The organism is Actinosynnema sp. NPDC049800 (assembly GCF_040656635.1).
In the GTDB taxonomy this organism is placed as follows: Bacteria; Actinomycetota; Actinomycetes; order Mycobacteriales; family Pseudonocardiaceae; genus Actinosynnema.
The window spans coordinates 44,334-68,734 of the sequence record NZ_JBFAMT010000006.1 but is presented as its reverse complement, the minus strand read 5'-3'; the positions used below and the strand labels follow the sequence as shown (position 1 = coordinate 68,734).

General features: G+C 73.1%; 14 protein-coding genes. 5 read left to right on the top strand and 9 right to left on the bottom strand.

The window, feature by feature from the left end:
- Positions 1 to 41: 41 nt before the first annotated feature.
- From AB0I91_RS10340 to AB0I91_RS10315, 6 genes are all read right to left on the bottom strand, one after another.
- Positions 42 to 3,254, bottom strand: coding sequence for a S8 family serine peptidase (locus AB0I91_RS10340; RefSeq protein WP_499636416.1), 3,213 nt, complete (start codon positions 3,252 to 3,254; stop codon positions 42 to 44).
- A 189-nt stretch (positions 3,255 to 3,443) separates the two neighbouring features.
- Positions 3,444 to 4,124 (bottom strand): hypothetical protein, encoded by a 681-nt coding sequence (locus AB0I91_RS10335; protein ID WP_498773058.1) that lies wholly within the window; start codon positions 4,122 to 4,124, stop codon positions 3,444 to 3,446.
- A gap of 58 nt (positions 4,125 to 4,182) precedes the next feature.
- A complete protein-coding gene (locus tag AB0I91_RS10330; protein ID WP_499615375.1) occupies positions 4,183 to 6,198 on the bottom strand; it encodes a xanthine dehydrogenase family protein molybdopterin-binding subunit in 2,016 nt (671 codons plus the stop codon).
- Positions 6,195 to 6,689 (bottom strand): (2Fe-2S)-binding protein, encoded by a 495-nt coding sequence (locus AB0I91_RS10325; RefSeq protein WP_499636414.1) that lies wholly within the window; start codon positions 6,687 to 6,689, stop codon positions 6,195 to 6,197. The genes AB0I91_RS10330 and AB0I91_RS10325 overlap by 4 nt, the downstream gene beginning before the upstream one ends.
- Before the next feature lie 191 nt (positions 6,690 to 6,880).
- Entirely contained in the window at positions 6,881 to 8,143 is a 1,263-nt protein-coding gene (locus tag AB0I91_RS10320) for an RICIN domain-containing protein (RefSeq protein ID WP_499636412.1), read from the bottom strand.
- A gap of 187 nt (positions 8,144 to 8,330) precedes the next feature.
- Positions 8,331 to 9,791, bottom strand: coding sequence for a pectinesterase family protein (locus AB0I91_RS10315; protein ID WP_499636410.1), 1,461 nt, complete (start codon positions 9,789 to 9,791; stop codon positions 8,331 to 8,333).
- Between the two features lie 249 nt (positions 9,792 to 10,040).
- Between AB0I91_RS10315 and AB0I91_RS10310 the strand changes: the two genes are divergently transcribed.
- The 3 genes from AB0I91_RS10310 to AB0I91_RS10300 all read left to right on the top strand — a co-directional run bounded on the left by AB0I91_RS10310 (position 10,041) and on the right by AB0I91_RS10300 (position 14,520).
- On the top strand, positions 10,041 to 12,122 hold the full coding sequence (locus AB0I91_RS10310; protein ID WP_499636408.1) for a sigma-70 family RNA polymerase sigma factor: 2,082 nt from the start codon (positions 10,041 to 10,043) through the stop codon (positions 12,120 to 12,122).
- 75 nt (positions 12,123 to 12,197) lie between these two features.
- Entirely contained in the window at positions 12,198 to 12,983 is a 786-nt protein-coding gene (locus AB0I91_RS10305) for an endonuclease/exonuclease/phosphatase family protein (protein ID WP_498773070.1), read from the top strand.
- Between the two features lie 142 nt (positions 12,984 to 13,125).
- A complete protein-coding gene (locus AB0I91_RS10300; RefSeq protein ID WP_499615363.1) occupies positions 13,126 to 14,520 on the top strand; it encodes a BNR repeat-containing protein in 1,395 nt (464 codons plus the stop codon).
- Between the two features lie 244 nt (positions 14,521 to 14,764).
- Here AB0I91_RS10300 and AB0I91_RS10295 read toward each other — a convergent pair whose 3' ends face one another.
- Positions 14,765 to 15,574, bottom strand: a complete 810-nt coding sequence (locus AB0I91_RS10295; protein WP_498773074.1) for a transglycosylase SLT domain-containing protein — start codon at positions 15,572 to 15,574, stop codon at positions 14,765 to 14,767.
- A gap of 582 nt (positions 15,575 to 16,156) precedes the next feature.
- On the opposite strand from AB0I91_RS10295, the gene AB0I91_RS10290 reads away from it, so the two are divergent.
- Complete coding sequence (locus AB0I91_RS10290; protein WP_499636406.1) at positions 16,157 to 18,883, top strand: ABC transporter substrate-binding protein; 2,727 nt, start codon at positions 16,157 to 16,159, stop codon at positions 18,881 to 18,883.
- A gap of 172 nt (positions 18,884 to 19,055) precedes the next feature.
- Entirely contained in the window at positions 19,056 to 22,040 is a 2,985-nt protein-coding gene (locus tag AB0I91_RS10285; RefSeq protein ID WP_499636404.1) for a hypothetical protein, read from the top strand.
- Between the two features lie 277 nt (positions 22,041 to 22,317).
- Here AB0I91_RS10285 and AB0I91_RS10280 read toward each other — a convergent pair whose 3' ends face one another.
- Together AB0I91_RS10280 and AB0I91_RS10275 are read right to left on the bottom strand one after the other, a co-directional pair.
- A complete protein-coding gene (locus AB0I91_RS10280) occupies positions 22,318 to 22,947 on the bottom strand; it encodes an MBL fold metallo-hydrolase (RefSeq protein ID WP_499636540.1) in 630 nt (209 codons plus the stop codon).
- The gene (locus AB0I91_RS10275; RefSeq protein ID WP_498773080.1) at positions 22,944 to 24,029 is read right to left on the bottom strand and encodes an S-(hydroxymethyl)mycothiol dehydrogenase; all 1,086 of its coding nucleotides are present in this window, start codon (positions 24,027 to 24,029) and stop codon (positions 22,944 to 22,946) included. The genes AB0I91_RS10280 and AB0I91_RS10275 overlap by 4 nt, the downstream gene beginning before the upstream one ends.
- Between the last annotated feature and the right edge of the window lie 372 nt (positions 24,030 to 24,401).

The window sequence follows — 24,401 nt, the reverse complement described above, 5'->3', positions numbered from 1 at the left end:
CGGGCCGGTGGTCGACCGACCCGGGGCGTCAGCGCGGGGCGCTACCCGCGGGTGATCTTGTAAGCGCGGATCACGGTGTGCTCGAACGTGTTGCCGTCGCTGTCGGCGCCGGACGCCTTGAGCGAGACGTACCCGGCCGCGTCGGGGTGCCGCACGAGGGCCGCCCCTCCTGCCACCGGCACGCGCCGCCAGGTCTTGCCGTCGTCGAACGACACGTCCACCCGGACCTGGCCCACCTCGCCGTTGTCCGCGCCGTCCTGCTGCTCCACCACCAGCGGCACGCTCAGCAGCCGTCCGGCGGGCGTGCCGCCGGCCGCGTCCAGCTCCGGGTTGAACCGCACCACCGACATCGGCAGCCGGCGGCCGTGCCCGTCGGGCAGGGTCGCCATCCGGAACGTCCACGCGCCGCTGACCCGCGTGGTCAGCTCGTGCGCCGTCGGATCGCGGACCACGTCGTGCTCCACCCGGTACCGGCCCTCGCCCTCCGGCACGGTGAACTCGCCCCACTGGTCGCGGATCTGGCCGACCAGCCGCCCGTCCCGGTACACCGAGGTGCGCGCGGACTCGTGGCTGCCGCGGCCGAGGTTGCCGTCGCGGTCGTTGATCAGCGGGACCTGCGCCGTGACGCGGTCCTCGTGCACGCCGAGGTAGGTGGCCGAGTAGCCGGACAGGCCGGGCCCGAGCACCGGGTGCCCGAACCGCTCCGTGTGCTTCTCGCCCAGCCGGTAGGTGCGGTTGAACGAGGAGTAGTCGGCCTCGGTCCGGTACTGCGGCGACAGCCGCTGGAAGCCCCAGCTCCAGGTGAGCCGGTCGGGCGTGACCAGGTCGACCACCGCGCCGCCCGAGGGCACGGGCAGGCCCACCGACCAGCCGCCCGAGCCGTCCGGCGGGCTGGCGTTGCCGCTGTGCAGGTACTGGCGGTCGGCCGGGCCGGGCGCGAACGTGGTCCGCACCTCGGCCAGCTCGGCCTTGGTCGGCGCGCGGGTGTACCCGGTGGGCACCGCGCCCTGCTCCATCCAGCGGAACCGGTAGTGCGTCGGCGTGCCGTCGACCGGCGGGCTCTGGAACTGCGCGCCGATCGAGACGGTCAGCTCCTGGTCGGTCAGGGTCGGGCCGACGTGACCGAGCGCCATGTCCCCGAAACCGCCGAGGAACGCCGTGTTGAGCACGACGCGCCTGCCGTTGAGGAGCCGGGACACGTTGATGTCGCCGATCATCGGCGCCGCGGTGGGATCGGGCGCGGTGACCTGCACCGGTTTCGCGACGCGGGCGTCGAAGGTGTAGCGGGTGCGCTCGGCGTCGACGGTCAGGGTCGGCCGGGCGAGCACCCAGGTCTTGGGCCAGGAGCGGATGACCGCCCGCGCCATGTACTCGCCCTTGGGCACGCGTGCGGTAGCGGTGCCGTCGGGGCCGTACAAGGTCTCGTAGACGTCGTTGTCCATGCCGACGAGCGCGGTCGAGTTGTCCAGGGCCGGGTTGCCGTCGGCGTCGATGTTCTCGATCGCGATGTCGTAGCTCTCGACCTCGCGGGCGAGGCTGACCGGGACGCGGGTCGGTCCGCCGACCAGCGCGCCGGAGTAGACGCCGTCGAGCGTGCCGACCCTGGTGTCCGCCGTGACGGCCACGGCGGTCGTGCCGCCCGCGGGCACGGTGACCTTCGCCGGGGCCACGGTGAGCAGGCCGGCGGGCGCGGCGGCGCCGTTCGGGCCGCGGAGCTCGGCGGTGAGGTCGAACGTGACGGCCTCGGAACCGCTGTTGCGGTAGGTGACGGTCTTGGTGACGGGGGTGTCGTCGTGGTGGGGCCACAGCTGCTCTTCGAACGTGACGCTCACCGGCGTGGCGCCGACGTTCGCCGTGATCGCGCGCGGCAGGTCCACCCGGCCGGTGCCCTGGTCGAACACGGACAGCCCCGGGTTCGGCTTGGCGGAGGCCATCAGGACGGCCTTGAGCTGCGCGCCGGTCCAGTCGGGGTGCTGCTGGGCGAGCAGGGCGGCCGCCCCCGCGACGTGCGGTGTGGCCATCGAGGTGCCGGACAGGGCCGCGTGCCGCCTGCCGACGGGGGTGCCGAGGGTGCCCTCGGCGGCCTTGGCGGCGACGATGTTCAGGCCGGGCGCGGTGATGTCGGGTTTCACCGCGTCGTCGCCGTTGCGCGGGCCGCGGCTGGAGAAGTGGGCGAGGTCGTCGTCGTGCCGGACCGCGCCGACGGTGAGCGCGGCGTCGGCGCTGCCCGGCGAGTCGATCGACTTGGACCGCCCGCCGTTGCCCGCGGCGACGACGAACAGGGTGCCGGTCTTCTCTGTCAGCTGGTTGATCGCCTCCTCGAGGGGGTCGACGCCCGGTGAGTCGTAGCCGCCGAGGCTGAGGTTGACGACGTCCGCGCCCTCGTCGACGGCCCACTGCACGCCGGCCAGGATCGAGGACTCGGGGCAGCCGTTGTCACCGCAGACCTTGCCGTCGAGGATGCGGGCGTCGGGCGCGACACCCCGGTAGGTCCGGTTGCCGCTGGCGATGGTCGCGGCGACGTGCGTGCCGTGCCCGGTGCGGTCGGTGGTGTCCGGGTCGGCGGTGAAGTTGCGCTCGGCGACCTCCTTGCCCCTGAGGTCGGGGTGCTCGCCGTCGACGCCGCCGTCGAGCACGGCGACCCGGACGCCCTTGCCGGTCAGGCCCGCCTGCCACGCGGTCGGCGCGCCGATCTGGGCGGTCGAGCGGTCGAGGGACGGGCGCAGCACGCCGTCGAGCCACACCCTGGTGACGCCGGGGTCGGCGAGCAGGTCGCGGAACACGGCCCCGGCGTCCGCCTTGGGCGCCAGGGTGGCGACGGCGCCGGGCAGCGCGCGGGCGGAGCGCAGCCCGGTGGTCGGCGTGCCGGTGACGATGAGCGGCACGTGGTCGCTGCCCGCGTCGTCGTAGCCGGCCTCGATCAGGCCCGTCACGTCGAACAGCCGCGGGTCGAGCTTGCCCGCGGCGATGCCCTTGAGCGCGTCTTCGGGGACGACGTTGAGCCGACCGTCCCGATAGGTCGAGTGGAAGGTGACGTCGTCGCGACCCGGACCGGGCCGCAGCGACCCGACCGCCTCGCCGGTCACCACGACCCGGTCGCCGGTGACGAGGGTGACGGTCCGCGGCTGGATGCCCGCCGCGGGCTCCGCGCCCGCGGTGTCCGCACCGGCCACCCCCGTGGTCGGTGCGGCGACGAGCCCCAACGCCAGGACGGCGGCTCCCAGGGCTTTACCGCGCTTTCGTGGTCTGAACACACGTACCTCCCGGATTCGGCGCGCGCGAGGATCGCGCGGTCCGGGGGCGTCGCAGACCCGCGGTGGCGGTGGAACCGGAAGGTGACGAAGCCCCCGACGCCTCGACGCTAGCCACCCGTCACGGTGCGGTCAGCGTCTTTTGGAAGGGTGTTCGGCCACCCGAATGCACTACCGGCGGCTCGTGCGCGGTCACCAGGAGAGGTCGCCGGACTCCACCCGCGCGGTGAACGCGTCGGCGTCCGGCGCCACCGGCACGGCGTCCGACCTGGCCCCCAGCAGCGACACGGGAGCGGGGTCCGCGGTCAGGTCGAACGCGAGCCGTCCCCGTGCGCCGTCGTCGCCGATGACCGCCGCGCCCGCGTGCTCGGTGGCCGCCAGCGTCTCGCTTGGCGGGTAGAGGGTGACGAACGTGTCGCCACGCCACCCACTTCGGAACCACGACTCGCCCTGGAGGTAGCGCCGCCACGCGGCCGGCAGCGGACGTCCCAGCGCGGCCTCGGCGCGGTCGAACTCCTCGTCCGCCACCGGGCCCCGGTACTCGGCCTCGCACACGATCTCGCCGACGATGTTGGCGTTGAACTCCTCCAGGTCCTCGGCGGGCACCCAGTGCTCCAGCACGTCACGCCCGCCGGCCTGCTGCACGGGGTACCGGTCGAGGAAGTCGCGCCGCACGCGGAACCGCGTGACGAAACCGACGCCCTTGTCGGGCACGTTCCACTCGCGCGCGATCTTGGTGGCGTACCAGCGGTTCGCCACCGGGTAGAAGATCGGCTGGTCGGGCAGCCGCGGCGGCCACGCCCGCCACCCCGCCGCCGCGACGAGGTCCAGCTCGGCACGTCCGGTCGGGCGCCACAGGTCCACCATGTCCATGGCGCAGAGAGTAGGTGGGCCTCCCCGCGGCACCACCGGATTTTCGGCGAGCCGCGGTTCAGCCCACCTCCGCGTTCACCGGCATGCCGGTGACGGGCCGCCCGGTGGCGGACGCGATCGCCGCCGCCGCGGGCGGGAAGGCCAGTTCGCCCAGGCCGCCGATGGGCGCGTCCGACCGCACGAGCACCACGTCGACGTCCGGCGCCTGGTCGATGCGCGCCCACGCGTAGTCCCGGAACGACGACTGCACGACCCGCCCGTCCCGCACGGTGATCTGCGCGCCCGACACCGTGGACAACGCGTCCATCACGCCGCCCTCGACCTGCGCGCGCACCCCGGACGGGTGCAGCACCGGGCCCACGTCGACGGCCGCGGTGACGCGGCGGACCTTGCCCTCGGCGGCGTCGGCGATCACCGCGATCACCGAGCCGTAGTCGTCGTGGCACGCGACTCCCCGGGTGGAGCCCGGTCGGACGGCGCCCGCGCGGGCCGCCGCCGCGTCCAGCGCCCGTCGCAGCCGCGAGTCGGCGGGCAGCAGTCGGCGTCGCAGGTCGACCTGGTCGAGCCCGGCGCGGTGGCCGAGTTCGCTCAGGAAGTTCTCCTCGGCGTACTGGAAGTGCCCGGCGTAGACCGCGCGCCAGAACCCGGTGCGCAGCGGCGCTTCCCGCAGGGCCACGTCCACCCGGCCGGGCACCGAGTACGGGAAGTGGTCGCCGCTGGCCTTGACGATGGCGGGGTTGTTGAAGAACGGCAGGACGGTCAGCGGCCAGGTCGCGATGCCGTGCGCCCGCCACGTCGGCACGCCCGACGCGTCGAGGACCGCGGACAGCCGGTGCACCGACATCGGTCGGTACGAGTCGTGCCGCATGTCGTCGTCACGGGTCCACAGCACGCTCACCGGCGCGCCCGCCACCCGTGAGCAGGCGACGGCCTCCAGCACCGGGTCGGACTCGATGCGCCGGCCGAACGCGCCGCCGCTCAACGTGGGCTCGACCCGCACGGTCGCCGGGTCGAGCCCGAGCTGACCGGCCAGGGCCTGCCGCAACGAGCCCGGGTCCTGCGTCGGCGTCCACACGGTGAGGCCGGTGTCGGTGAGGTGCGCGGTGGCGTTCATCGGTTCCATCGGCGCGTGCGCCAGCAGCGGCAGCTTGTAGGTGGCCTCGAACGCCACCGGGCCCGGCGCGGTCGGCACGGCGGGCAGCGCGGCCTCCAGGTCCGCGAGCCACTGCCTGCTGTCCGCGGTCGGCGTGCCGCCGCGCCACGTCACGCGCAGCGCCTCCCGCCCGCGCAGCGCCTCGGGCATCGACCGGGCGATCACCGCGACCCCGCCCTGGCCGGACGTCGCCGGGTCCAGCGCCGTCACCGCGACCACTCCCGGCACCGCTCGGGCCGCGCTGTCGTCGACCGCGTCGACCAGCGCTCCGATCCACTGCGGGCGGAGCACGACGGCGACCAGCGCGCCCGGCGGCCGGGTGTCGATGCCGTACCGGGCCCGGCCGGTCACGATCGCCTTCGCGTCCACCCCGCCGGCCCGCGTGCGGCCGAGCAGGCGCCACCGCTGCGGCGGCGTCGTCGTCACGGGCACGGTCGCCGGGTCCAACGCCGCCGCGTCCCGCACCAGGCTCCCGTACCGCAGCACGCGCCGCCCGTGGTGGACCGCGCCGTCCCGGGCGGCGCACTCCTCGACCGGCACGCCCCACCGTTGCGCGGCGGCCGCGACCAGCAGGCAACGTGCGGTCGCGGCGGCACGGCGCATCGGCTCGTAGAGCTGCCGGGCGGAGAAGGAGTTGCCGACGCCCTGCGAGCCGAACCGGGCCGTGTCGCCGTGCGCCTGCTCCAGCCGGACGTCGTCCAGGCCGACCGCCAGCTCCTCGGCGACCAGCAGGGCGACCACGGTGCGCACGCCCTGCCCGGAGTCGGGCTTGGGCGCGGTCGCGGTGATCCGGCCGCGGTCGTCCAACCGGACGAAGACGTTGGGCGCGAACTCCTCGACCGCCTCGGCCGGACCGGGCAGCGCGACCGGGACGGAGACGACCAGCACGCCACCCAGGAACGTGCGCCGGCTGATCTTCATCGCTCATCCCCGGTGGTCGGTCGCTGCTGCTCCGAAGCCAGTCGGGCGGCACGTCGGACGGCCGCCCGCACCCGCGTGTAGGTGCCGCAGCGGCACACGTTGTCGCGCAGGGCGGCGTCGATCTCGGCGTCGTCCGGGTCTGGGTTGGCGGCCAGCAGCGCGACCGTCGACATGATCTGGCCGGCCTGGCAGTAGCCGCACTGCGCGACGTTCAGCTCCAGCCACGCCCGCTGCACCGGGTGGTCGCCGTCCTCCGACAGGCCCTCGATGGTGGTGACGCGCTTGCCCTGCGCCTCGCTGACGGGCGTGATGCAGGGCCGTGCCGCCTGACCGTCCACAAGGGACGTGCAGGCGCCGCACGCACCGACCCCGCAGCCGTACTTGGGTCCGAGCACGCCCAGCTGTTCCCGCAACGCCCACAACAGCGGCGTCTGCCCGGGAACGTCCACGTCCCGCCGCTCGCCGTTGACGTGCAACCGGTATCGCCCCACCAGGACACCCCTTCACGTTCGGCTCGACCCCATCGTGGTGGCGCGAGGACCAGCAGGCAATCAATCGTTCAGCCGACTGAGCATCGCTCGGGTACGGCCGACAGGCGGTTGCGCGCCGGTGCGAGGGGTGCTGCGGGCGGGCCGATCGCCGAGCGGGCCGGGGGCGGAGGGCCGGCCCGCCCGGCGCGGGGTCACCGGCCGATGGTGGCCTGCGGACCGGCGTAGGTGCGCACCAGGTTCGGCACGTCCCCGGCCGCGTCGAGGGTGTAGGGGTAGAACGACCGCGGGTCGAAGGCGGAGCCGCCGGTCTCCCGCTGACCCGTCGAGTTGACCACGATGCTGCCGGACTGGCGCAGCTGGGCGGCGTCGTCGCGGTAGTACGGGTCCTTCACCGAGTCGTAGTAGGAGTTCTCGATGACCATCTTCGTGCTGCCGCGGGCGTAGTTGCCGTAGCCGGTGATGTTCTGCAGGTAGTTGTTGTAGAGGTGGGCGTTGGCCACGTTGTCGGTGCTGGGGTTGCGCGAGTTGTTGTTGTGCATCCAGTTGTGGTGGATGGTCATGCGCGCGGTGACGTTGGTCGTCCAGCCGATGCCGAAGGCCTTGTTGTTCTCGCCGAGGCGGTTCCACGACACCGTCACGTTGGTGCTGTCCTTGCGCAGGTCCACGAGGCCGTCGTTCATGCGCAGGATGGTGTTGTGGTCGATCCAGACGTTGCGGGAGGCGTCGACCTGGATGCCGTCGTAGTCGTACCCGTCGTCCCCCGGGTCGTCATCGCTCATCCGGGTGTCGCGGATGGTCAGGTTCCGGATGATCACGTTGGACACGCCGTTGAGGTTGAACCCGCCGTTCACGATCTGGCCGGCCGTGCCGACGCCGATGATCGTCTTGTTGGAGGCGACCTTGATCTCGGTGCCGTACGGGGTCACGGTGATCGCCCGGTCGACCCGGATGGTGTGGGCGGTGCTCGACCCGGCGTACCGCACCAGGTCGGCGTAGTTCGTCGCGGTCACCGTCTGGCCGCCCGCGCCGCCGGTGGTCCCGGTGGCGAACCCGTCGGCGGTGTCGGACCAGGACCGGCCGCCCACCGGGGTGAAGAGCCATTGCTTGTTGCTGTTGGCGGTGCAGGTTTCCTGGACGATGGCGATGCCGTTGTCCTGGGCGGCGTCCTTGTTGGCGAGGCAGAGTCCGGTTTGGGCGTTGATGATCTGGTAGGTGCCGGTGCCGGAGGGGGTGAGGCGCCATTTCTGCATCTGGCCGTCCCAGCAGGTGTATTGCTGGGCTTGGAGGAACAGGGTGGCTTCGCCGTGGGGGATGTCGAGGCATTTCCCGCTGGCGACGTTGGTCATGGTGAACAGGCCGGACCCGGCGTCGCGGAGGGTCCATTGCTGCATGGTGCCGTTGGAGCAGGTCCACTGCTGGACTTTGAGTTCGTCGACGGGTTCGCCGTAGGGCACGTGAGGCACTTGCCGCTGTTCTTCACCGCGACCGTGTAGGTGGTGTTCGCGCCCGGCACGGCGGCCTGGGCGGACGATCCGCCCACGACGACCGCGCCCGCCACCGCGACCGAGGCCGCGAGCAGCGCGAGGATCTTCTTGCGCATCGGTAGTCCTTCTGTGGGGAACGGAGGGGTGGTGGTCGACGTCAGCTCACGGGGTTCCAGCCGTCGCTGCCCGCGAGGTACTTCTGCGGGGTGTACTCGGCCGCCTGGGCGTCCGACAGCTGCGGCCGGTTGCTGTTGACCCCCGAGCCCGAGCCGGTGTTGCGGTATTCGAGGAACCGCGCGTTCTTCCACGAGTTGCCGGACATGTCGGTCCACGGCTGCGCCGTCTTCACGGTCGCGTTCAGGGTCGACTCCCGGTACAGCACCTGCGCGTCCGGGCGCCACGGGCGGCCCAGCTGCGTGACGTTGTTCGCCGTGCCGGTGACGGTCGACCGGTAGAACAGGAAGCCGTACTTCTTCGCCGCCGGGGTGCTGGCCGCGGTGATCGGCCCGCCGCTGGTGCGCTTCTCGTGCGCGGTGGTGCGGTGGAAGACCATGGTGCCGCCGCCGAAGATGAAGTCGACGGTGCCCTCGACGTAGGAGTCCGCCATGTAGGCGCGGGTGTTGTCGTTGACCAGGAAGGTGTCCTGGTCGCCGAGCAGCCGGACGTTCTTGAACACCGCGCGGTCGGCGTTGAGGTGCAGCGCCACCGCCTGGTGACCGCTCGACGTCGAGTTCTCGTCGAAGTCGTTCGAGATCGTCAGGTTGTGCGCCTCGAAGCCCTTGCCTTGCACGAACACACTGGCGCTGTTGAACGTTCCGTGCGTGTAGGCGCTGTTGTTGAACACCAGCACGGTCTGCGACGGCGACGAGCCCAGGCCCTGGAACGTGATGTTGGTCTTGGTCGAGGGCACCGTCACGACCTGGCGGTACGTGCCCGCCTTGATGGTGATCACGGTCCGGGCGGAGCTGTTGGTCGGCGCGGCGTTGACCGCCTCCTGCACCGTCCGGTACCGGCCCGTGCCGTCCGCGGCCACGGTCGGCTGCGCGGTCGAGCCGACCGGGGTGAAGAGCCATTGCTTGTTGCTGTTGGCGGTGCAGGTTTCCTGGACGATGGCGATGCCGTTGTCCTGGGCGGCGTCCTTGTTGGCGAGGCAGAGTCCGGTTTGGGCGTTGGTGATCTGGTAGGTGCCGGTGCCGGAGGGGGTGAGGCGCCATTTCTGCATCTGGCCGTCCCAGCAGGTGTATTGCTGGGCTTGGAGGAACAGGGTGGCTTCGCCGTGGGGGATGTCGAGGCACTTGCCGCTGGCGACGTTGGTCATGGTGAACAGGCCGGACCCGGCGTCGCGGAGGGTCCATTGCTGCATGGTGCCGTTGGAGCAGGTCCACTGCTGGACTTTGAGTTCGTCGACGGGTTCGCCGTAGGGCACGTCGAGGCACTTGCCGCTGTTCTTCACCGCGACCGTGTAGGTGGTGTTGGCCACGGGGGTGGCCGCGGTGGCGGAGGGCGACGTCAGGACCGTCGCGCCGAGGGCCAACGCCAGCACGGCGACCACCGGCGACCACACCGGCCACCACGTCCGCCGAACGCCGTCGGCTCCTTCACTTCTGCTGCCCTGCACAGGGGGTTCCTTCCTCGGACCGGCATCGATGACGGTGAGGCCCCGTCCCGACCGGGGACGAGGCTCCGGTGCACAGACACAGCGGCTTGTTAGCGATAACAGAAACGGGCCGGGTTCACTCGTTCGGACGAGCGGCACGGGCCGGGGCGTCGAACGGTTCGACGATCTTTACAACGTTTCACCACCTGTGCGAGCCTCTTGCGCCCGCGTCGCGCGCGCAGCGTGCGGCCGGTCGAGGGGAGGCCACGAGTGCGCACGACGGTCGACGCCGAGGTGGTCGCGGCGGCCAGGTCCGGTGACCGGCGCGCGCTGGACGACCTGCTCGCGGCCTACCTGCCCCTGGTCGCCAACGTGGTCCACCGCGCGCTGCCCGGCGACCCGGAGGCGGACGACGTGGTGCAGGAGACGATGCTGCGGGTGGTGCGGGGCCTGCCCGCGCTCGACGACCCGGAGCGGTTCCGCGCGTGGGTCGTCACCACCGCCATCCGGCAGGTCCGCAACCACGCCCGGGGCCGCCGTGCCGCGCTCGCGCGCCGACTGCCGCTCGACGGCCTCGCGGACCCCTCCGACCTCGGCGCGCGGGTCGCCGACGACGCGGTCGACCGGGTGATGGCGCAGCAGGAGCGGCGGGACATGCTCGCCGCGACCCGGTGGCTCGAGCCGGACGAGCAACGCGTGCTGGCGCTGTGGTGGCAGGAGGTCAACGGGGAGCTGACCAGGGCCGAGGTGGCCGAGGCGCTGTCGGTCAGCCCCGCGCACGCCGCGGTGCGGGTGCGGCGCGTGAAGGAACGGCTGCTGACCGCCCGCACCGTGCTGCGCGCGTGGCGGGCCACACCGCGGTGCCCCGGCTTGGCCGACACCGGCCGGGGCTGGGCCGGCGTCCCCGAGCGGCGGTGGCTCAAGCGCCTGGCCCGCCACGTGCGCGGCTGCGCCGTGTGCGCGGCGGTCGGCGTCCCGCGGACCTCGTCCGACCAGCTGGCGCTGGGCATCGGCCTGCTGGCGGTGCCGTCGGTGCTGCCGCACGTGCCCGCGCACGCCGGCGTGGTCGAGGCGGTGCGGCGGTTCTTCGACCTGGTGTGGACGAAACCGGTCCTGGCCGCCGTGCCCATCGTCGGCGGCACGGCCGTGGCGTTGACGGTGTGGGTCACGCCGACGCCGCCGGACGAGCGGCGCGAGGAGATCGCCCTGCCCACCCTCTCGACCACGGCGGCCGCGACGACCGGGCCGGCCACCGCGACCACGACGTCGGCGGTGGTCACGGACGTCCCGGTGGCGCTCTACGTCGCACCGGGCGGCAGCGACGCCGGCGCGGGCACCGAGGCCGAGCCGTTCGCCTCGCTGGGCCACGCGGTGTCCGTGGTGCGGCCCGGTCAGACGATCTACCTGCGCGGCGGCACGCACCGCCCGGCCTCCCCGGTGGAGATCACCACCAGCGGCACGCCCGACCAGCCCATCACGCTGATGAGCGCGGCGGGGGAGCACGCCGTCCTGGACGGCGGTTTGGTGCGCGGCGGCGGGCCGTTCGTCACGCAGCAAGCCGCGCACTGGGTCGTGCGGGGGCTGGAGATCACCGGCGCGCCGGGCGTCGCGTACTCGTGCCGGTCGTGCCGCGCCACGGTGTTCCAGGGCCTGTCGGTGCACGGCAACCTCGGCTCCGGGCTGCACCTGCACGGACCCGACACCGCCGACAACCAGGTGCTCGACAGCGACTTCCACGACAACCACGACCCGGCGGGCCGTGACGCGGACGGGCTGGTCCTCGGTCCCGGTTCGGGCGCGGGCAACGTGGTGCGCGGCTGCCGGACGTTCCACAACGTCGACGACGGGCTGGTGGTCGACGGCTTCACCGACCCGGTCACCGTGGACTCGACCTGGTCCTGGGGCAACGGCGTCAACCGCTGGTCCCTGCCCTCGGTCGGCGGCTCGGGCCGCGGCTTCGACCTCGGCGAGCTGGGCGCGCACGTCGTCACCCGCAGCGCCGCGTGGAAGAACAACGGCGACGGCTTCGCGGCCGGCGGCTCGACGCCCAAGGCGTTCACCGGCAACAGCGCCCTGCGCAACGCCGGCGACGGCTTCGCCCTGGGCTCCTCGGACTCCGCGGTGCGCCGCAACTTCTCCTTCGGCAACCGCGAGCAGGTCGTCCCCGCCCGCCGGGTCCCCGCCGACGGCAACACCTGGGACCTGCCCGACTGGGGCACCCACGTGCTGCGCAGCCTGGACGCGACCACCGCCGAAGGCCCCCGGGCCCCGGACGGTTCCCTGCCGCCCACCGACTACCTCGTCAACACCAAGGACCCGTCCGTGGGCGCCCCGATGACGACCGGGCGCTGACCGGCGGCGTGCGCCGCGGTGAACAGTTGCCGAAGGGCCTTCGGGATCCCGGTGCGCGGTCCGCACAATCCCGCTGTGATCCCACGACGCACCGCGCGCTCGCGCGCCGCACTGCTCGCCTGCCTGGTGGCCATCGGCCTGCTGTCACCCGGGGTGGCCGAGGCCGACGGGCCGGGCGCGCGCCCGCCCTACTCCTTGCTGCACATGAATGTCTGCTCCAGCGGGTACGCCGGCTGCTACGCCAGGACCGAGTACCCGAAGATCGTGGCCGAGGTGGTCGCCCGCATCGAGGCCAACGACGTCAACGCGGTCACCCTCAACGAGGCGTGCAGCGGTGACGTGGCCGAGATCGCCGCGCGCACCGGTTACCACCACCGCTTCGCGACGGTGATCTACCGCGGCGCCCCGCTGGCCTGCAAGTCGCCGGAGGGCCGGGGCGTGTTCGGCAACGCCGTGCTGACCAAGGAGGCGATCCACGCCGCCGAGGACGCGCCGTTCTCGGTGTTCAACGGGGTTGAGCAACGGCGCTGGCTGTGCGTGACGACCGCCCGCCGCGTGGACGTGTGCACCACCCACCTGTCCACCGGCGGCGAGGCGCCCGGCACCCCCAACGCGGTCCAGTGCGCCGAGCTGACCGGGGTGCTCGCCTCCCGCGGGCGACCGACCCTCTTCGCCGGCGACGTCAACCGGCGTGCCTCCTGCGCGCCGCGGGGTCACTGGACGCTGACCGACGCCGCCGCCACGCAGGCGCCCGGCATCCAGCACGCCTACGGCACCCTCGCCGCGCCCGTGCTGGAGATCGAGCCGACCACGCACACCGACCACGACGCGCTCGTCGTGCGCGCCGGCCTGCGCCCCTGACACGTCCGCCGACAGGCTTCCGCGCGGCCCGACCGCGGGTGGGTGATCGGCACCCGGTGGACCACTTCTTGTGAAACGTTTCAGCCTTGTGTCACAGTCGTGGTCCGCCGTCGTCACCGACAACCGATCCCCGAGGTCTTCAATGAGGAAGGCACCACTCGCGGCGGCCATCGTGCTGGCCGCGTCCCTGGTCCAGCCCGGCGTGGCGCAGGCCGCGCCGGGCGTCACCCTGCTGTCCGACACGCTGCTCGACCAGTCGGCGCTGTACTTCGTGTCCTACGACGGCCTGGTCAACAACAACGCGTTCCAGGACGCGCTGGTCACCTACAACGGCCACCAGTACGCGGCCTGGTACACCTCCACGCGCAACGCCGTGATCGCGCGGCGGGCGTTGGGCGGCAGTTGGGAGAAGGCGGTGCTGCCGCACCGGCTGAGCGCCGACGACTCGCACAACGTGATCTCGCTGGGCATCTCGCCCCAGGACGGCACGCTGCACGTCGCGATGGACACCCACGACACGCGGCTGTACTACTCGAAGTCGGTCGCCGGGCTCGCCTCGCAGCCCGGTTCGCACGCCTGGTCGCCGTCGGTGTTCGGCGCCGTGCAGCGGACCCTGGGCGGGGTGGAGCTCGGCAACATGACGTACCCGCAGTTCGTCGTCACGCCCGAGGGCGCGTTGCAGTTCAGCTTCCGCACCGGCAGGTCGGGCAACGGCGTGAACGAGCTGGCCGAGTACACCGGCGGCGCGTGGCGGCGGCTGGGCGGGTGGTCGTCGGCCACCGGCAACTACCAGGGGCCGAACGGTGTCGTGTCCACGACCCGCAACATGTACCTGCACGGCCTGACCTACGACCGGCGCGGTCGGCTGCACGCGGCGTTCACCTGGCGCGAGGGCAACTCGGGCGTGCTGTGCAGCCCGGGCGGCCTGACCAACCACGACACCGGTTACGTCTACAGCGACGACCGCGGTCGGACCTGGCGCAACGGGGCGGGCGCGGTCGTCGGCACGACGGGCGGCACGCGGGTGTCGGTGACCTCGCCGGGCCTGGTCGCGGACCCGTTGGACCCGAACCACGGCCTGATGAACCAGGAGGGCCAGAACGCGGACTCGGCGGGCACGCCCCACGTGGTGATCAGCTACGTGCCTGGCCGGTTCACGCAGTGCGTCTCGAACTACTCGCAGCAGCGCACCCAGTACGGGCGGACGTTCCACGTGGTGCGCAACTCGAACGGCACGTGGACCAAGCGCGAGGTGCCGGTGGCGCCGGGCAGCACCCAGAGGACGAAGCTCGTCTTCGACCGCGCCGACAACGCCTACCTGGTGATGCCGCGCGGCCGGATCGTGTCGGCGAGCAAGGCCAGTGGGTGGACCGACTGGACCCTGGTCTTCGACCGGTCGTCGATGAACGCGTTCGGCGAGGTCAACGTCGACACGTCCAGGCTGGCCGCGGACGGCGTGCTGTCGGTGCAGTACCAACAGCGCTCCAGCGGCACCACGCCGTCGCCGATCCGGGTCGCCGACTTCCGCCTGGGCTGAGGTTCGGTCAGGGGTCCTCGGCCAGAGGGCCCCTGAGCCGGGTCGGTCGGGTGACCCGGCGCGACGCGGGAGCCGATCGGGAACGTCCGGTCACCGCGACGGCCCGCGGCTCGGGCGTTCGTCGGACCAGGCGTTCGTCGAACCGGTCGCCGCGCACGGCGGTCGGCCGCGGCTCTCGTGCACCCGTTCGTCGCGGTGCGTCGGCGTGACCCGTCCCACCGGGACGGCGACCGGCTCGACCCGCTCAGTACCCGACGTACCCGGTGCCGGCGTTGATGCCGACGAGCCCGGGGTGGCGGGCGAAGCCGCCGTAGCGCGCGTAGGTGTAGCGGACGCCCGCGATGATGTTGTCGACCGGCGCGTAGATGTCGTCGTACCCGGCCAGCTTGTAGGACTGGAACGTCGGGTCGATGCACTGCATCAGGCCCTTGGAGGGTGTGCCGCGGGCGGCGTTGGAGTCCCAGGTGTTGACGGCGTTCGGGTTGCCGTTGGACTCCTTGATGATGATCGTGTAGATCTCGTCGACGCTGCTCTCGTCGATCGCGGTGCCGTTGGCGGCCAGGACGGCGATCGCCTCGCGGATCCAGCCCTCGACCTGGCGCTGCTTCGGCGGCTTGCGCGCCTCCTCGGCCTCGCGGGCTTCGCGCGCCGCCTGCTCCTCGGCCGCCTTGCGGGCCGTGTAGCCGTCCTGCGCGATGCCGCTGGCCTGGTTGAACGTGTGCAGCGCGGCCAGTTGCTCCTGGCGGATGATCCGGGCGGTCTCCGAGCCGAGGTCCACGGCGTGCACCGTGTCGACCTTGCCGGTGCGCACCGTCTCGTCCGGCACGCCGCCGAGGTCCGCGCCACCGGCCACCGGGCTGAACGTCCCGGTCATCGCGTGCGCCGCCGCTCCGGCGCCGGAGACGATGCCGACGGCCACCGCGACACCGGCGATGCGTCGCGGGAGCACCCGCTCGGCCTCGGCCCGGTGCGCGCCCTTGTAGCCGGGCGGCGGCGGGGGTACCTGGAAGGTGGTCTGCCCACGTTTGTTCTTGTGACGGACGTGCCGAGCCAAGGGTGCAGCCTCCTGCGGTCGGGGAACTCCGTCACCGGAGACCTGGCGGGGGATCCAGGTGGACTTGGGCCGTATCGGGGGATGTCGGGCCCGTGTCCCTTCGGTGATGGAACCGTGATCTGCGGCCGAGAACGTAACCGTTCGTGTTTTGCGGAGGCAAGGCATGGGCGTTAATGGGTGACGCTCGTCACGTTTGTGGCGAGCAACCACTACCGATTGTTGCTCTGTGTGCCACTAACGGGTGAGAAGGGTAGTGGGCGTGGGAGGGACCGGCCTCGAACGGCGCAAACACGGGAGCCACCGGTGCCCGTCGGCGGGTTGTAGGTGTCGCGCCGGCCCGAGGCTCAGGTTGCGGACGTCGGGCGCGGCGCGGTCGCGGTCGAGGTCGCGGTCGAGGTCGAACCGGCCCGGCTCCGCCGCCGACGTTGATGCCCGGACCACGGCCCGTCTTGGTCCGCAAGAGTGCGGTGACGTGGGGCGATCCTGGCGGAACCGCCCGAACCGGACCCTCCGGACGGCTAAAGTCGGAAGTCCTGCGTCACGCCGCCGAGGGTGGGACGAGGCTGGTCCGCGAGGAGTCCGGTGGCCGAACACGGTGCAGGGGAGCGTTTGTCGTCGGTCGACGTCGTGGACGAGCTGGTGAAGCTCCTGCAGGACCTCACCGAACGACCCCGGTTCGGCGAGCTGCCCGGCCGCCGGGCGGGCGCGCGGGCGAGCGGCGACCGCGGCATCCCGCTGGTCTGCCTCGTCCGCGGCAAGCCGGCCGACGGCCTGCTCCAGGCGCTCCAGGCCCACCTGCGCGGCGCGCACCCCGGCCGCGTGCCGCACGCCTACCACCGCTTCGCCGAACCGGCCGCCGACGCCGACACGCCCGAGACCGGCACGCTGGAAGCGGTCGGCTCGGTGCTGGTGCACGTCGCCCGCGAACTGGCCCACGGCGCCAACGACCGCTACGGGCGGCACGAGTTCCGGCGCTTCGAGCTCGTCTACTGGCTGATGAACCAGCGGATGGACGGCGCCGACCCCGAGTCGGCCGCCACCCTGCTGACCCGATTACGGGAGCGCGACCTCGGCCGCCGCAGCGGCGACGACCTGAAGGACGTGCTGGACGACGCCACCGGCACCGCGCCGTGGTGGGTGCGGCTGGTGGTGCGGCTCGCGCCGTCGTTCCTGTTCCGGGCGAAGCTGCGCGGGCTCGTGCCGGGCAGCGAGTACCGGTGGCTGCTGCGCCAGCCCTACCTCGCGCCGCACGACCCTGGCACGTTCATCGGCTTCGCCGAGCGGCTGACCTCCGCGCTCGTGCCCGGCGAGAGCGCCGAGCCGCGCGAGGACACCGGCCAGCTGGCCAAGCTGCTGGTCAACGCGTTCCTGGAGGACGTGCGCCGCGCGTACCGCCGGTCGTGGTGGCGGATCAGGTCGGCCCGCCGCACGGTGTACCCGGTCGTGCTGCTGGACGGCATCCGCCGCGACAACGGCGGCTACGCTGTGCTGAAGATCATCAACGACGTGCGCAACGACACCGGCGCGTTCGACCCGCTGGTCATCATCTCCGGCAGCGCCAAGGTGCCGCCGGACGCGGAGACCACCGCCGAGCGCGAACCGGCGTCGGTGAGCCAGGCGGGCCACGCCTACGAGACGTGGGCGCGCAAGCTGGCCACCGACAGCCGGGCCCGCCGGCCCACCGCGTGGTTCCTGCCGTTGCAGGTGCCCGACGTGAGCGTCGTGCGCGGGGAGGTGCCGCCGACGGCCACGCTGTCCGTGCGGCAGGCGCCGGTCTGGTCGCGCACGTCGGTGCTCGCGATCGTGGTGGTGCTGCTGCTCGCGTCGGTGGCGACGGTCGGCTACCGGCACGTGCGCGACATCGTCGCGGCGGACGAGTCCTGGCGCCACGCGCACTGCGGGCTGGACCGCGACAACCCCGACGCGCACACGCTGCAGCGGATCGGGGACGACTGCGTCGGCGTCACCACCGGTCTCGTGCCGCTGCTCGAAGCGCCCGCCGGCGACGACCTCACGCGCTTCAACCGGATCCAGCAGCTGATCGTGGACCAGAACCGGCGGGTGGTGGAGGCGCACGAGCGCGACCCCGGACGTCCCTACGCGACCGTCGTGTACGTGTCGGCCATGAGCGCGAGCCACGACGCGCTGGCCAGCAACACCGCCCGGCTGGTCGGCGTCGCGGCCCGCCAGGCGAGGCTGCTCGACCGCACCGACTCCGACGAGCCCCTGATCCGGGTCCTGCTCAGCAACGCGGGCTCGGCCATGCAGCACGGTGAGGTGCTGGCCGAGAAGCTCCGGCCCATGCTGGCGGAGGACAAGAGCATCATCGGCGTGCTCGGCATGGCGTTGAGCAGCACGCCGACCAGGAACACCATCACCGAGCTGGGCGAGGTCGGGCTCCCGGTGGTGGCCGCGACGCTCTCGGACGACGCGATGCCCACCGCGACCCGGATGTACTTCCAGGTCTCGCCGACCAACGACCGCCAGGCGCAGGTCGCGGCACGGCACGTGCGGGCGGCGCACCCCGCCAAGCGGGGCGTGGTCATCGTGCACTCCAGCGACGAGGCGGACTCCTACGCGGCCAACCTGCGCCTCGACGTGGCGGAGCGGTTCGCCGAACAGGGGCTGCGGGTGCGCGAGGAGTCGTACCGACCGGCGTCGGACGGGCAGGGCTCCGACGCCAGGCGGCTCGGCCAGGACCTGTGCGGCGTCGGCGAGGACGAGGTGGTGTTCTTCGCCGGCCGGCCGGCGGACTTCGGCAAGCTGATGGACGGGCTGAGCGCCGGGTGCAAGAGCGACCCGCCGGCGCTGCTCGCGGGTGACGACATCGCCCGTTACGCGGCCAACGACACGTTGCGGGGGCAGCACCCCGAGATCCCGTTCGAGTACGTGTCGTTCGCGATCGGCTCGCCGGACTGCGCGGCGGCCACCGAGATGCACCAGAAGCTGCGGGAGCTCATGCCGGAGGAGTGCGAGGGTGGCGCGAACCCGTCGCTGGACGGCCACGCCGCGCTCACCTACGACACCCTGTACCTGTACGTGCACGCGATGATCCAGCTGGGGAACATCCCGGTCTCGCCCGGTCACATCTGGAAGGAGATGAGCGACGTCGGCGGCGCGCGGGCGTTGTCCGGCGAGAGCGGCGTGATCGACTTCGGCGACGGCCAGGTGCCGATCGACAAGTTCGTGGCCGTGCTGCGGGTGGCGGACGGCAAGGCGCCCACCGTGCTGGCGTCGTGCGGCGACTACCCGAACCGCCAGGACGTCGACCTCCGCCGCGCGTCCTGGTGCCCCACCACGCCACGCTGAGGCGCGGGGGCCACCTGGACCGCCGCGGTCCGGCACGCGGTCGACCGCGACGCCACACCTCTTCGTCCGGCCGACCGCGCGTGCCGCTGAGATCCGGTGGACCGAGCATTTCCCTGGTTGGTCCGCATCGTTGCGGCCTCCGCTGCGGGAGGTCGTAGGACCATGGCTGGCGGTGGGTACTCGGCGATGGCCCGGGATCGGGCGGAGGGTGCCCGGCCAGCGGGCCCTGGCGTTCGGAGCCGCCCAGGTCCTGCAGGCCGGGCGGGACATCCACGTCCACCAGGTGGTCGATCGGCGGCCGGTGCTCAGGCGCGGCGACCTCGTGCGACGGGCGCTGCCGGCGACCGTCGAGCAGACGCCCCGCTCGCCGCTGCGCGGGCGTGAGGACGACCTGGCCTTCCTGCGCGACACCGTGGCCGCCGGCAGCCACGTGGTGGTGACGGGACCGAGAGGCTCGGGCAAGACCCTGCTGCTCCAGCACGCGGCGAACACCGGGGCGTTGTCCGGGCGCGTGCTCGGTTCCGACGTGGGCGTGGTGTGGTCGACCGGGCGGTTCCGGACCGCCGCGCACGCCGTCCGGGAACTCCTGCACGAGTGCTTCGAGGTCGACGCGGACGCGGTCGTGCCCGACGACCTGGCGAGACGGGCGCTCGGCGACGTCCGGGCGCTCGTGGTGCTCGACGGCGTCGACCTGCCCCCGGACGAAGCGCTCCTGCTCCTGTCCGCGATGCCCCGCAGCGTGTTCGTCCTGACGTCCCGGCGCGACGACCTGTGGGTGGCGGGCCGGCGGCGGCCGTTGGGCGGGCTGTCCTTCGACGACGCGCTCCTCATGGCGCGGGACGAACTCGGCGACCAGGTCGACGCCGACGAGGTGGCAGAGGACTGGCGGGCGTGCGACGGCAACCCCTTGGACGTCATCGAGCGCGCCGCGGTCCGGGACTCCGCCCGCCGCCTCGGCACGGTGCCCGAGGGCGTGTCGAGCGCCGAGGCGCTCGCGCAGGGCGTCGCCGTCGTCCTCGACTCGCTCACCGATCAGGCCGATCGCGCCCTGCGCACGCTCGCCGCGCTCGGGGACGTGCGGTGGGGCGTGGGACTGCTCACCGCCGTCTGCGGCGTGCCCGAGGCCGAAGGTGCGGCCTTGTTGGCGCGCAAGCGCTTGGCGCACGTCGAGGACGGCGGCTACCGCGTCAGCGGCGTCGTGCCGCCGTTCGCCGGAGCCGACCTCGTCCCGCTCGTGGAACGCGTCGCGGAGTGGGTGGCGGGCGCGCGACCCGCCGCCGTCGCCGGTGAGATCCACGTCGTCGAACGGGCGCTGGAGCGGACCCTGGACGCGGAGCTGCACGAGACCGCGCTGGCCCTGGCCCGCACGGCGTCCGCCGCGCTCGCGTGGACCCGGCACTGGGGCGCGCTGGCGATCGTGCTCGGGCTCGGGTTGCGCGCCGCGGTCGGCGCCGGCTCGGTGCGCGACGAGCTGTCCTTCCGCTACGCGCTGGCCGTGTGCCGGCTCAACGACGGCCACACCAGGCAGGCCGCCGAGCTGCTGGCCGGCGCGGTGAGCCTGATCGGCGACGACCAGGACGAGCGGCTGGCGTCCCGCGTGCGGGAGCTGGACGGGGAGGTCCAGCACCTGTCCGCGCGGCAGCCGTTGTCCACTGTGGACGCTCTACTGGCCAGGATCGCCGAGGCGGGCGGCACGGTGGCGGCGTCGGCCAAGGCGGCGCGGGACGCGTGCGTCGGCGTGCTGACGAGCACGCCGGGAGGCGTCCAGCTGGCACGGCTGGTGCAGGAGAACCCGGCCGTGGTGCGCGGGGTCGTGTCGATGGTGGCGGTGGCGGGGCTCGTGCTGGCCACCATGTCGGCGTCCGGCAGCCGTGACCAGGCCACGGCCATGCCACCGACCGCCGCGGTGGTGGGTCAGCCGCCGGGCACGAACGTCACCGACGGCCCCACCACCACCGCGCCGGACGGCCCCGTGACCGCACCGGCCCCGACGAACGGCACCACACCGGGTGGCGTGCCGGAGGACCGGGAAGGGCCGGGTGGGCACGACACGGGCCGGCCCGGATACCCGACGACCAAGACCGAGACCGGCACGACCACCACCACGACCCGCCCGACGATCCCGGCCACGTGGGGTCACGTCCGCGTCTGGCCGGTCGACGGCGCGGTCGGGACCACCCGGTGGCTGTCCGGGCCCGTGCCCGACAACGACGAAGCGAACTGGACCTACGGCCCGTGGGAGATGACCAAGCCGGCCGTCGGCCACCCGACCGCCACGCACGTCGCCGTCGGCAGGCAGCGGATCCGGCTGCCCGCCGTCGGCGCGCCCGGCGGCAGCGTGAAGGTGACCACCCAGGACTTCGCCGCCTGGGGTGGCTCGGTCGGCTACCGGCCAGGGGTGTCGTGCCAGCCGGCGGGGTGGTTCCAGGACGGCGCCGACGAGGTGGTCGACGTGGTGTGCTTCGACCGCGCCGGCAACCCGGACGACGTGCCGTTCTTCGTGCGGTACCTGGCCGGGTCCGCCTCGGCCAGGCGCGGGTTCGTCTTCGACGACCAGCCCACCGCGGCCACCTTCGTCCCCGACTGGCGGCACGGCGTGAACGCGGGCGCGGTCACCAGGACGGGTGTCGGCCGGTACACGGCGGAGTTCCCCGGTTCGTCGGGCGGCGCGGTCGAGGTGACGGCGGTCGGCCCGGCGTTGCGCCACTGCGCGGTGGTGGGCAGGCGCGGGCACCTCGCCGACCTGGCGTGCACGGCGCCGGACGGCTCGCCGGCGGACACCGCGTTCACCGCCGCGTTCACCGTCGAGGGCAACCTGCTGGACGACCCGCGCAAGCCGGTCGGCGACTACCTCGTCGCCGAGGACTCGCCGACCTCGGGCGCGCCGGTGATCACCACGAGGTGGGCGTCGGGCAACGCCCCGATGACGCTGGACCGGCTGTCCACCGGCAAGTACAAGGCGTACTTCACCAACGGCCACATCCGCAGCACCGTCCACGTGACCGCGCACGGCCGCGGCAACCACTGCAGCGTGATGCAGCTCAACGACTACAGCCGTGCCGACGAGACCCACGTCTGGATCGCGTGCTTCGACTCCGCCGGCGCGTTGACCAACACCGGCTTCACCCTGATCTACACGTCCACGCGGATCTACTGACGCCTGTGTCACCCGACCGGCCCGCCCGGCGACCGGCCCGCCTGGCGACCGGCCCGCCCGGCGACCGGCCCGCCCGGCGACCGGGACGACTGGCGACCGGGACGACTGGATCACCGCGGTGGGCGCCGCCGACCTGGCCGCGCGTCGTGGCGCGACCTGCGGATGCGGCGGACGATCAGCCGGGTGGCCGCCGCCGACCCGGCCACAGCGTCCTGGCGCGACCCGCGGGTGACGGCCGCCGGGCCCGCGTCGTCGACCGCACGCGGGCCCGGCGCGGTCAGCGGCCCCGCGTCATCCAGTCGCCCTGGTGCGGCGCCTCCGCGCCGATGGTGGTGTCCTCCCCGTGCCCGGTGTGCACGACCGTCCGCTCCGGCAGGGTCAGCAGCCGCCGCGAGATCGAGTCGACGATGACGTCGAAGTCCGAGTACGACCGCCCGGTCGCCCCCGGACCGCCGTGGAACAGCGTGTCGCCGGTGAAGACCACGCCCAGCGCGGGCACGTGGAAGCAGCACGCGCCGGGCGCGTGGCCGGGCGTGTGCAGCACGTGCAGCGCGACGTCCGCCACCTCCACCACCTGGCCGTCGGCGAGGTCGCCGTCCGGCTTCACGTCCGGGTGGGTCAGGTCCCACAGCACGCGGTCGGCGGGGTGCAGCAGCACGGGCGCGCCGGTCGCCCGGGCGAGTTCCGGCGCCACGCGCACGTGGTCGTCGTGGGCGTGCGTGGCGAGGATCGCCTTCACCTCCCGCCCCCCGACGACCCGGAGGATCGCCCCCACGTCGTGCGGCGCGTCGATCACCACGCACTCGGTGTCGTCGCCGATGACCCAGACGTTGTTGTCCACGGCCAAGGTCTGCCCGTCGAGGTTGAACGTGCCGCGCGTGACGGCGTGGTCGACGCGTGCCATCAGAAGACCACCACCGAGCGCAGCACGTCGCCGCGGCGCATCTTGGCGAACGCCTCCTCGACCTGGTCGAGCGCGATGGTCTCGCTGACGAACGCGTCGAGGTCGAGCCTGCCCTGCCGGTGCAGGTCGATCAGGTACGGGAAGTCGCGGGACGGCAGGCAGTCGCCGTACCAGGACGACTTCAGCGCGCCGCCGCGCGAGAAGAAGTCGATGAGCGGCAGGTCGACGCGGAGGTCCGGGGTCGGCACGCCGACCAGCACGACGGTGCCGGCGAGGTCGCGGGCGTAGAACGCCTGCTCCCACGTCTCGGGTCGACCGACCGCGTCGATCACCACGTCCGCGCCGAACCCGCCGGTCAGCTCCCGCACCCGGGCCACGACGTCCTCCGACTCGGCGTCCACGGTGTGGGTGGCGCCGAGGCCGCGTGCCCACTCCAGCTTCCTCGGGTCGAGGTCGACCGCGATGATCGTGGTCGCGCCGGCGAGGCTCGCGCCCGCCACCGCCGCCGCGCCGACACCGCCGCAGCCGATCACGGCGACGCTGTCACCCCGGCCGACGCCGCCGGTGTTGACCGCCGCGCCGAACCCGGCCATCACGCCGCAGCCGAGCAGCCCGGCGACGGCGGGGGAGGCCTTCGGGTCGACCTTGGTGCACTGCCCGGCGTGCACCAGGGTCTTCTCGGCGAACGCCCCGATGCCGAGCGCGGGCGACAGCGGCGTGCCGTCGGCCAACGTCATCGGCTGAGCGGCGTTGTGGGTGTCGAAGCAGTACCAGGGCTTGCCCTTCAGGCACGCGCGGCACGCGCCGCACACCGCGCGCCAGTTCAGCACCACGAAGTCGCCCGGCGCGACACCGGTGACGCCGTCGCCGACCTGCGACACCACCCCGGCCGCCTCGTGGCCGAGCAGGAACGGGAACTCGTCGTTGATGCCACCCTCGCGGTAGTGCAGGTCGGTGTGGCACACGCCGCACGCCTGGACCTCCACCACGGCCTCACCCGGTCCCGGATCCGGCACCACGACCTCGGTCACCTCGACCGGCGCGCCCTTGCCCCGGGCCACCACGCCACGAACCGTGTGAGTCACTGAGAGCCTCCGTCGTCGTGCGCGTGCACGGGTCGCTGCGCGCGAGGTGTCGTCGTGGCGCTGTTCCGAAGGTCCGGCCTGGTCGACGTGGTGCACCCGCTTCGCCGGCGTGGGTCGAGGTCGGCGGTGCCGAGGAGCATGGGGGATCTTCCTGCCGTCGGGGATGGGGGTCGGGCCGATCCGGGTGTCGGCGGTCGTCGTGCGGGAGAACGCCCGCACGGGCGCCTCCCGTCGCACGGCCTCGTCGAACGCCACCCTGGCAAGGCGGCGCTCCGCCCGCAACCGCTGCCACTGGTCCGGGTGGGTGGGGTAGACCAGCCCGCCGACCCGACGAAGGCGGGGGTGAGGTGGTGGCCGGTCGCAGGCAGCGCG

What these genes read in the sequence shown, in the direction of transcription:
- AB0I91_RS10335 (WP_498773058.1), bottom strand. Translation starts at nt 4,124, where the DNA reads ATGGACATGGTGGACCTGTGGCGCCCGACCGGACGTGCCGAGCTGGAC.
- AB0I91_RS10330 (WP_499615375.1), bottom strand. Translation starts at nt 6,198, where the DNA reads ATGAAGATCAGCCGGCGCACGTTCCTGGGTGGCGTGCTGGTCGTCTCC.
- AB0I91_RS10300 (WP_499615363.1), top strand. Translation starts at nt 13,126, where the DNA reads ATGAGGAAGGCACCACTCGCGGCGGCCATCGTGCTGGCCGCGTCCCTG.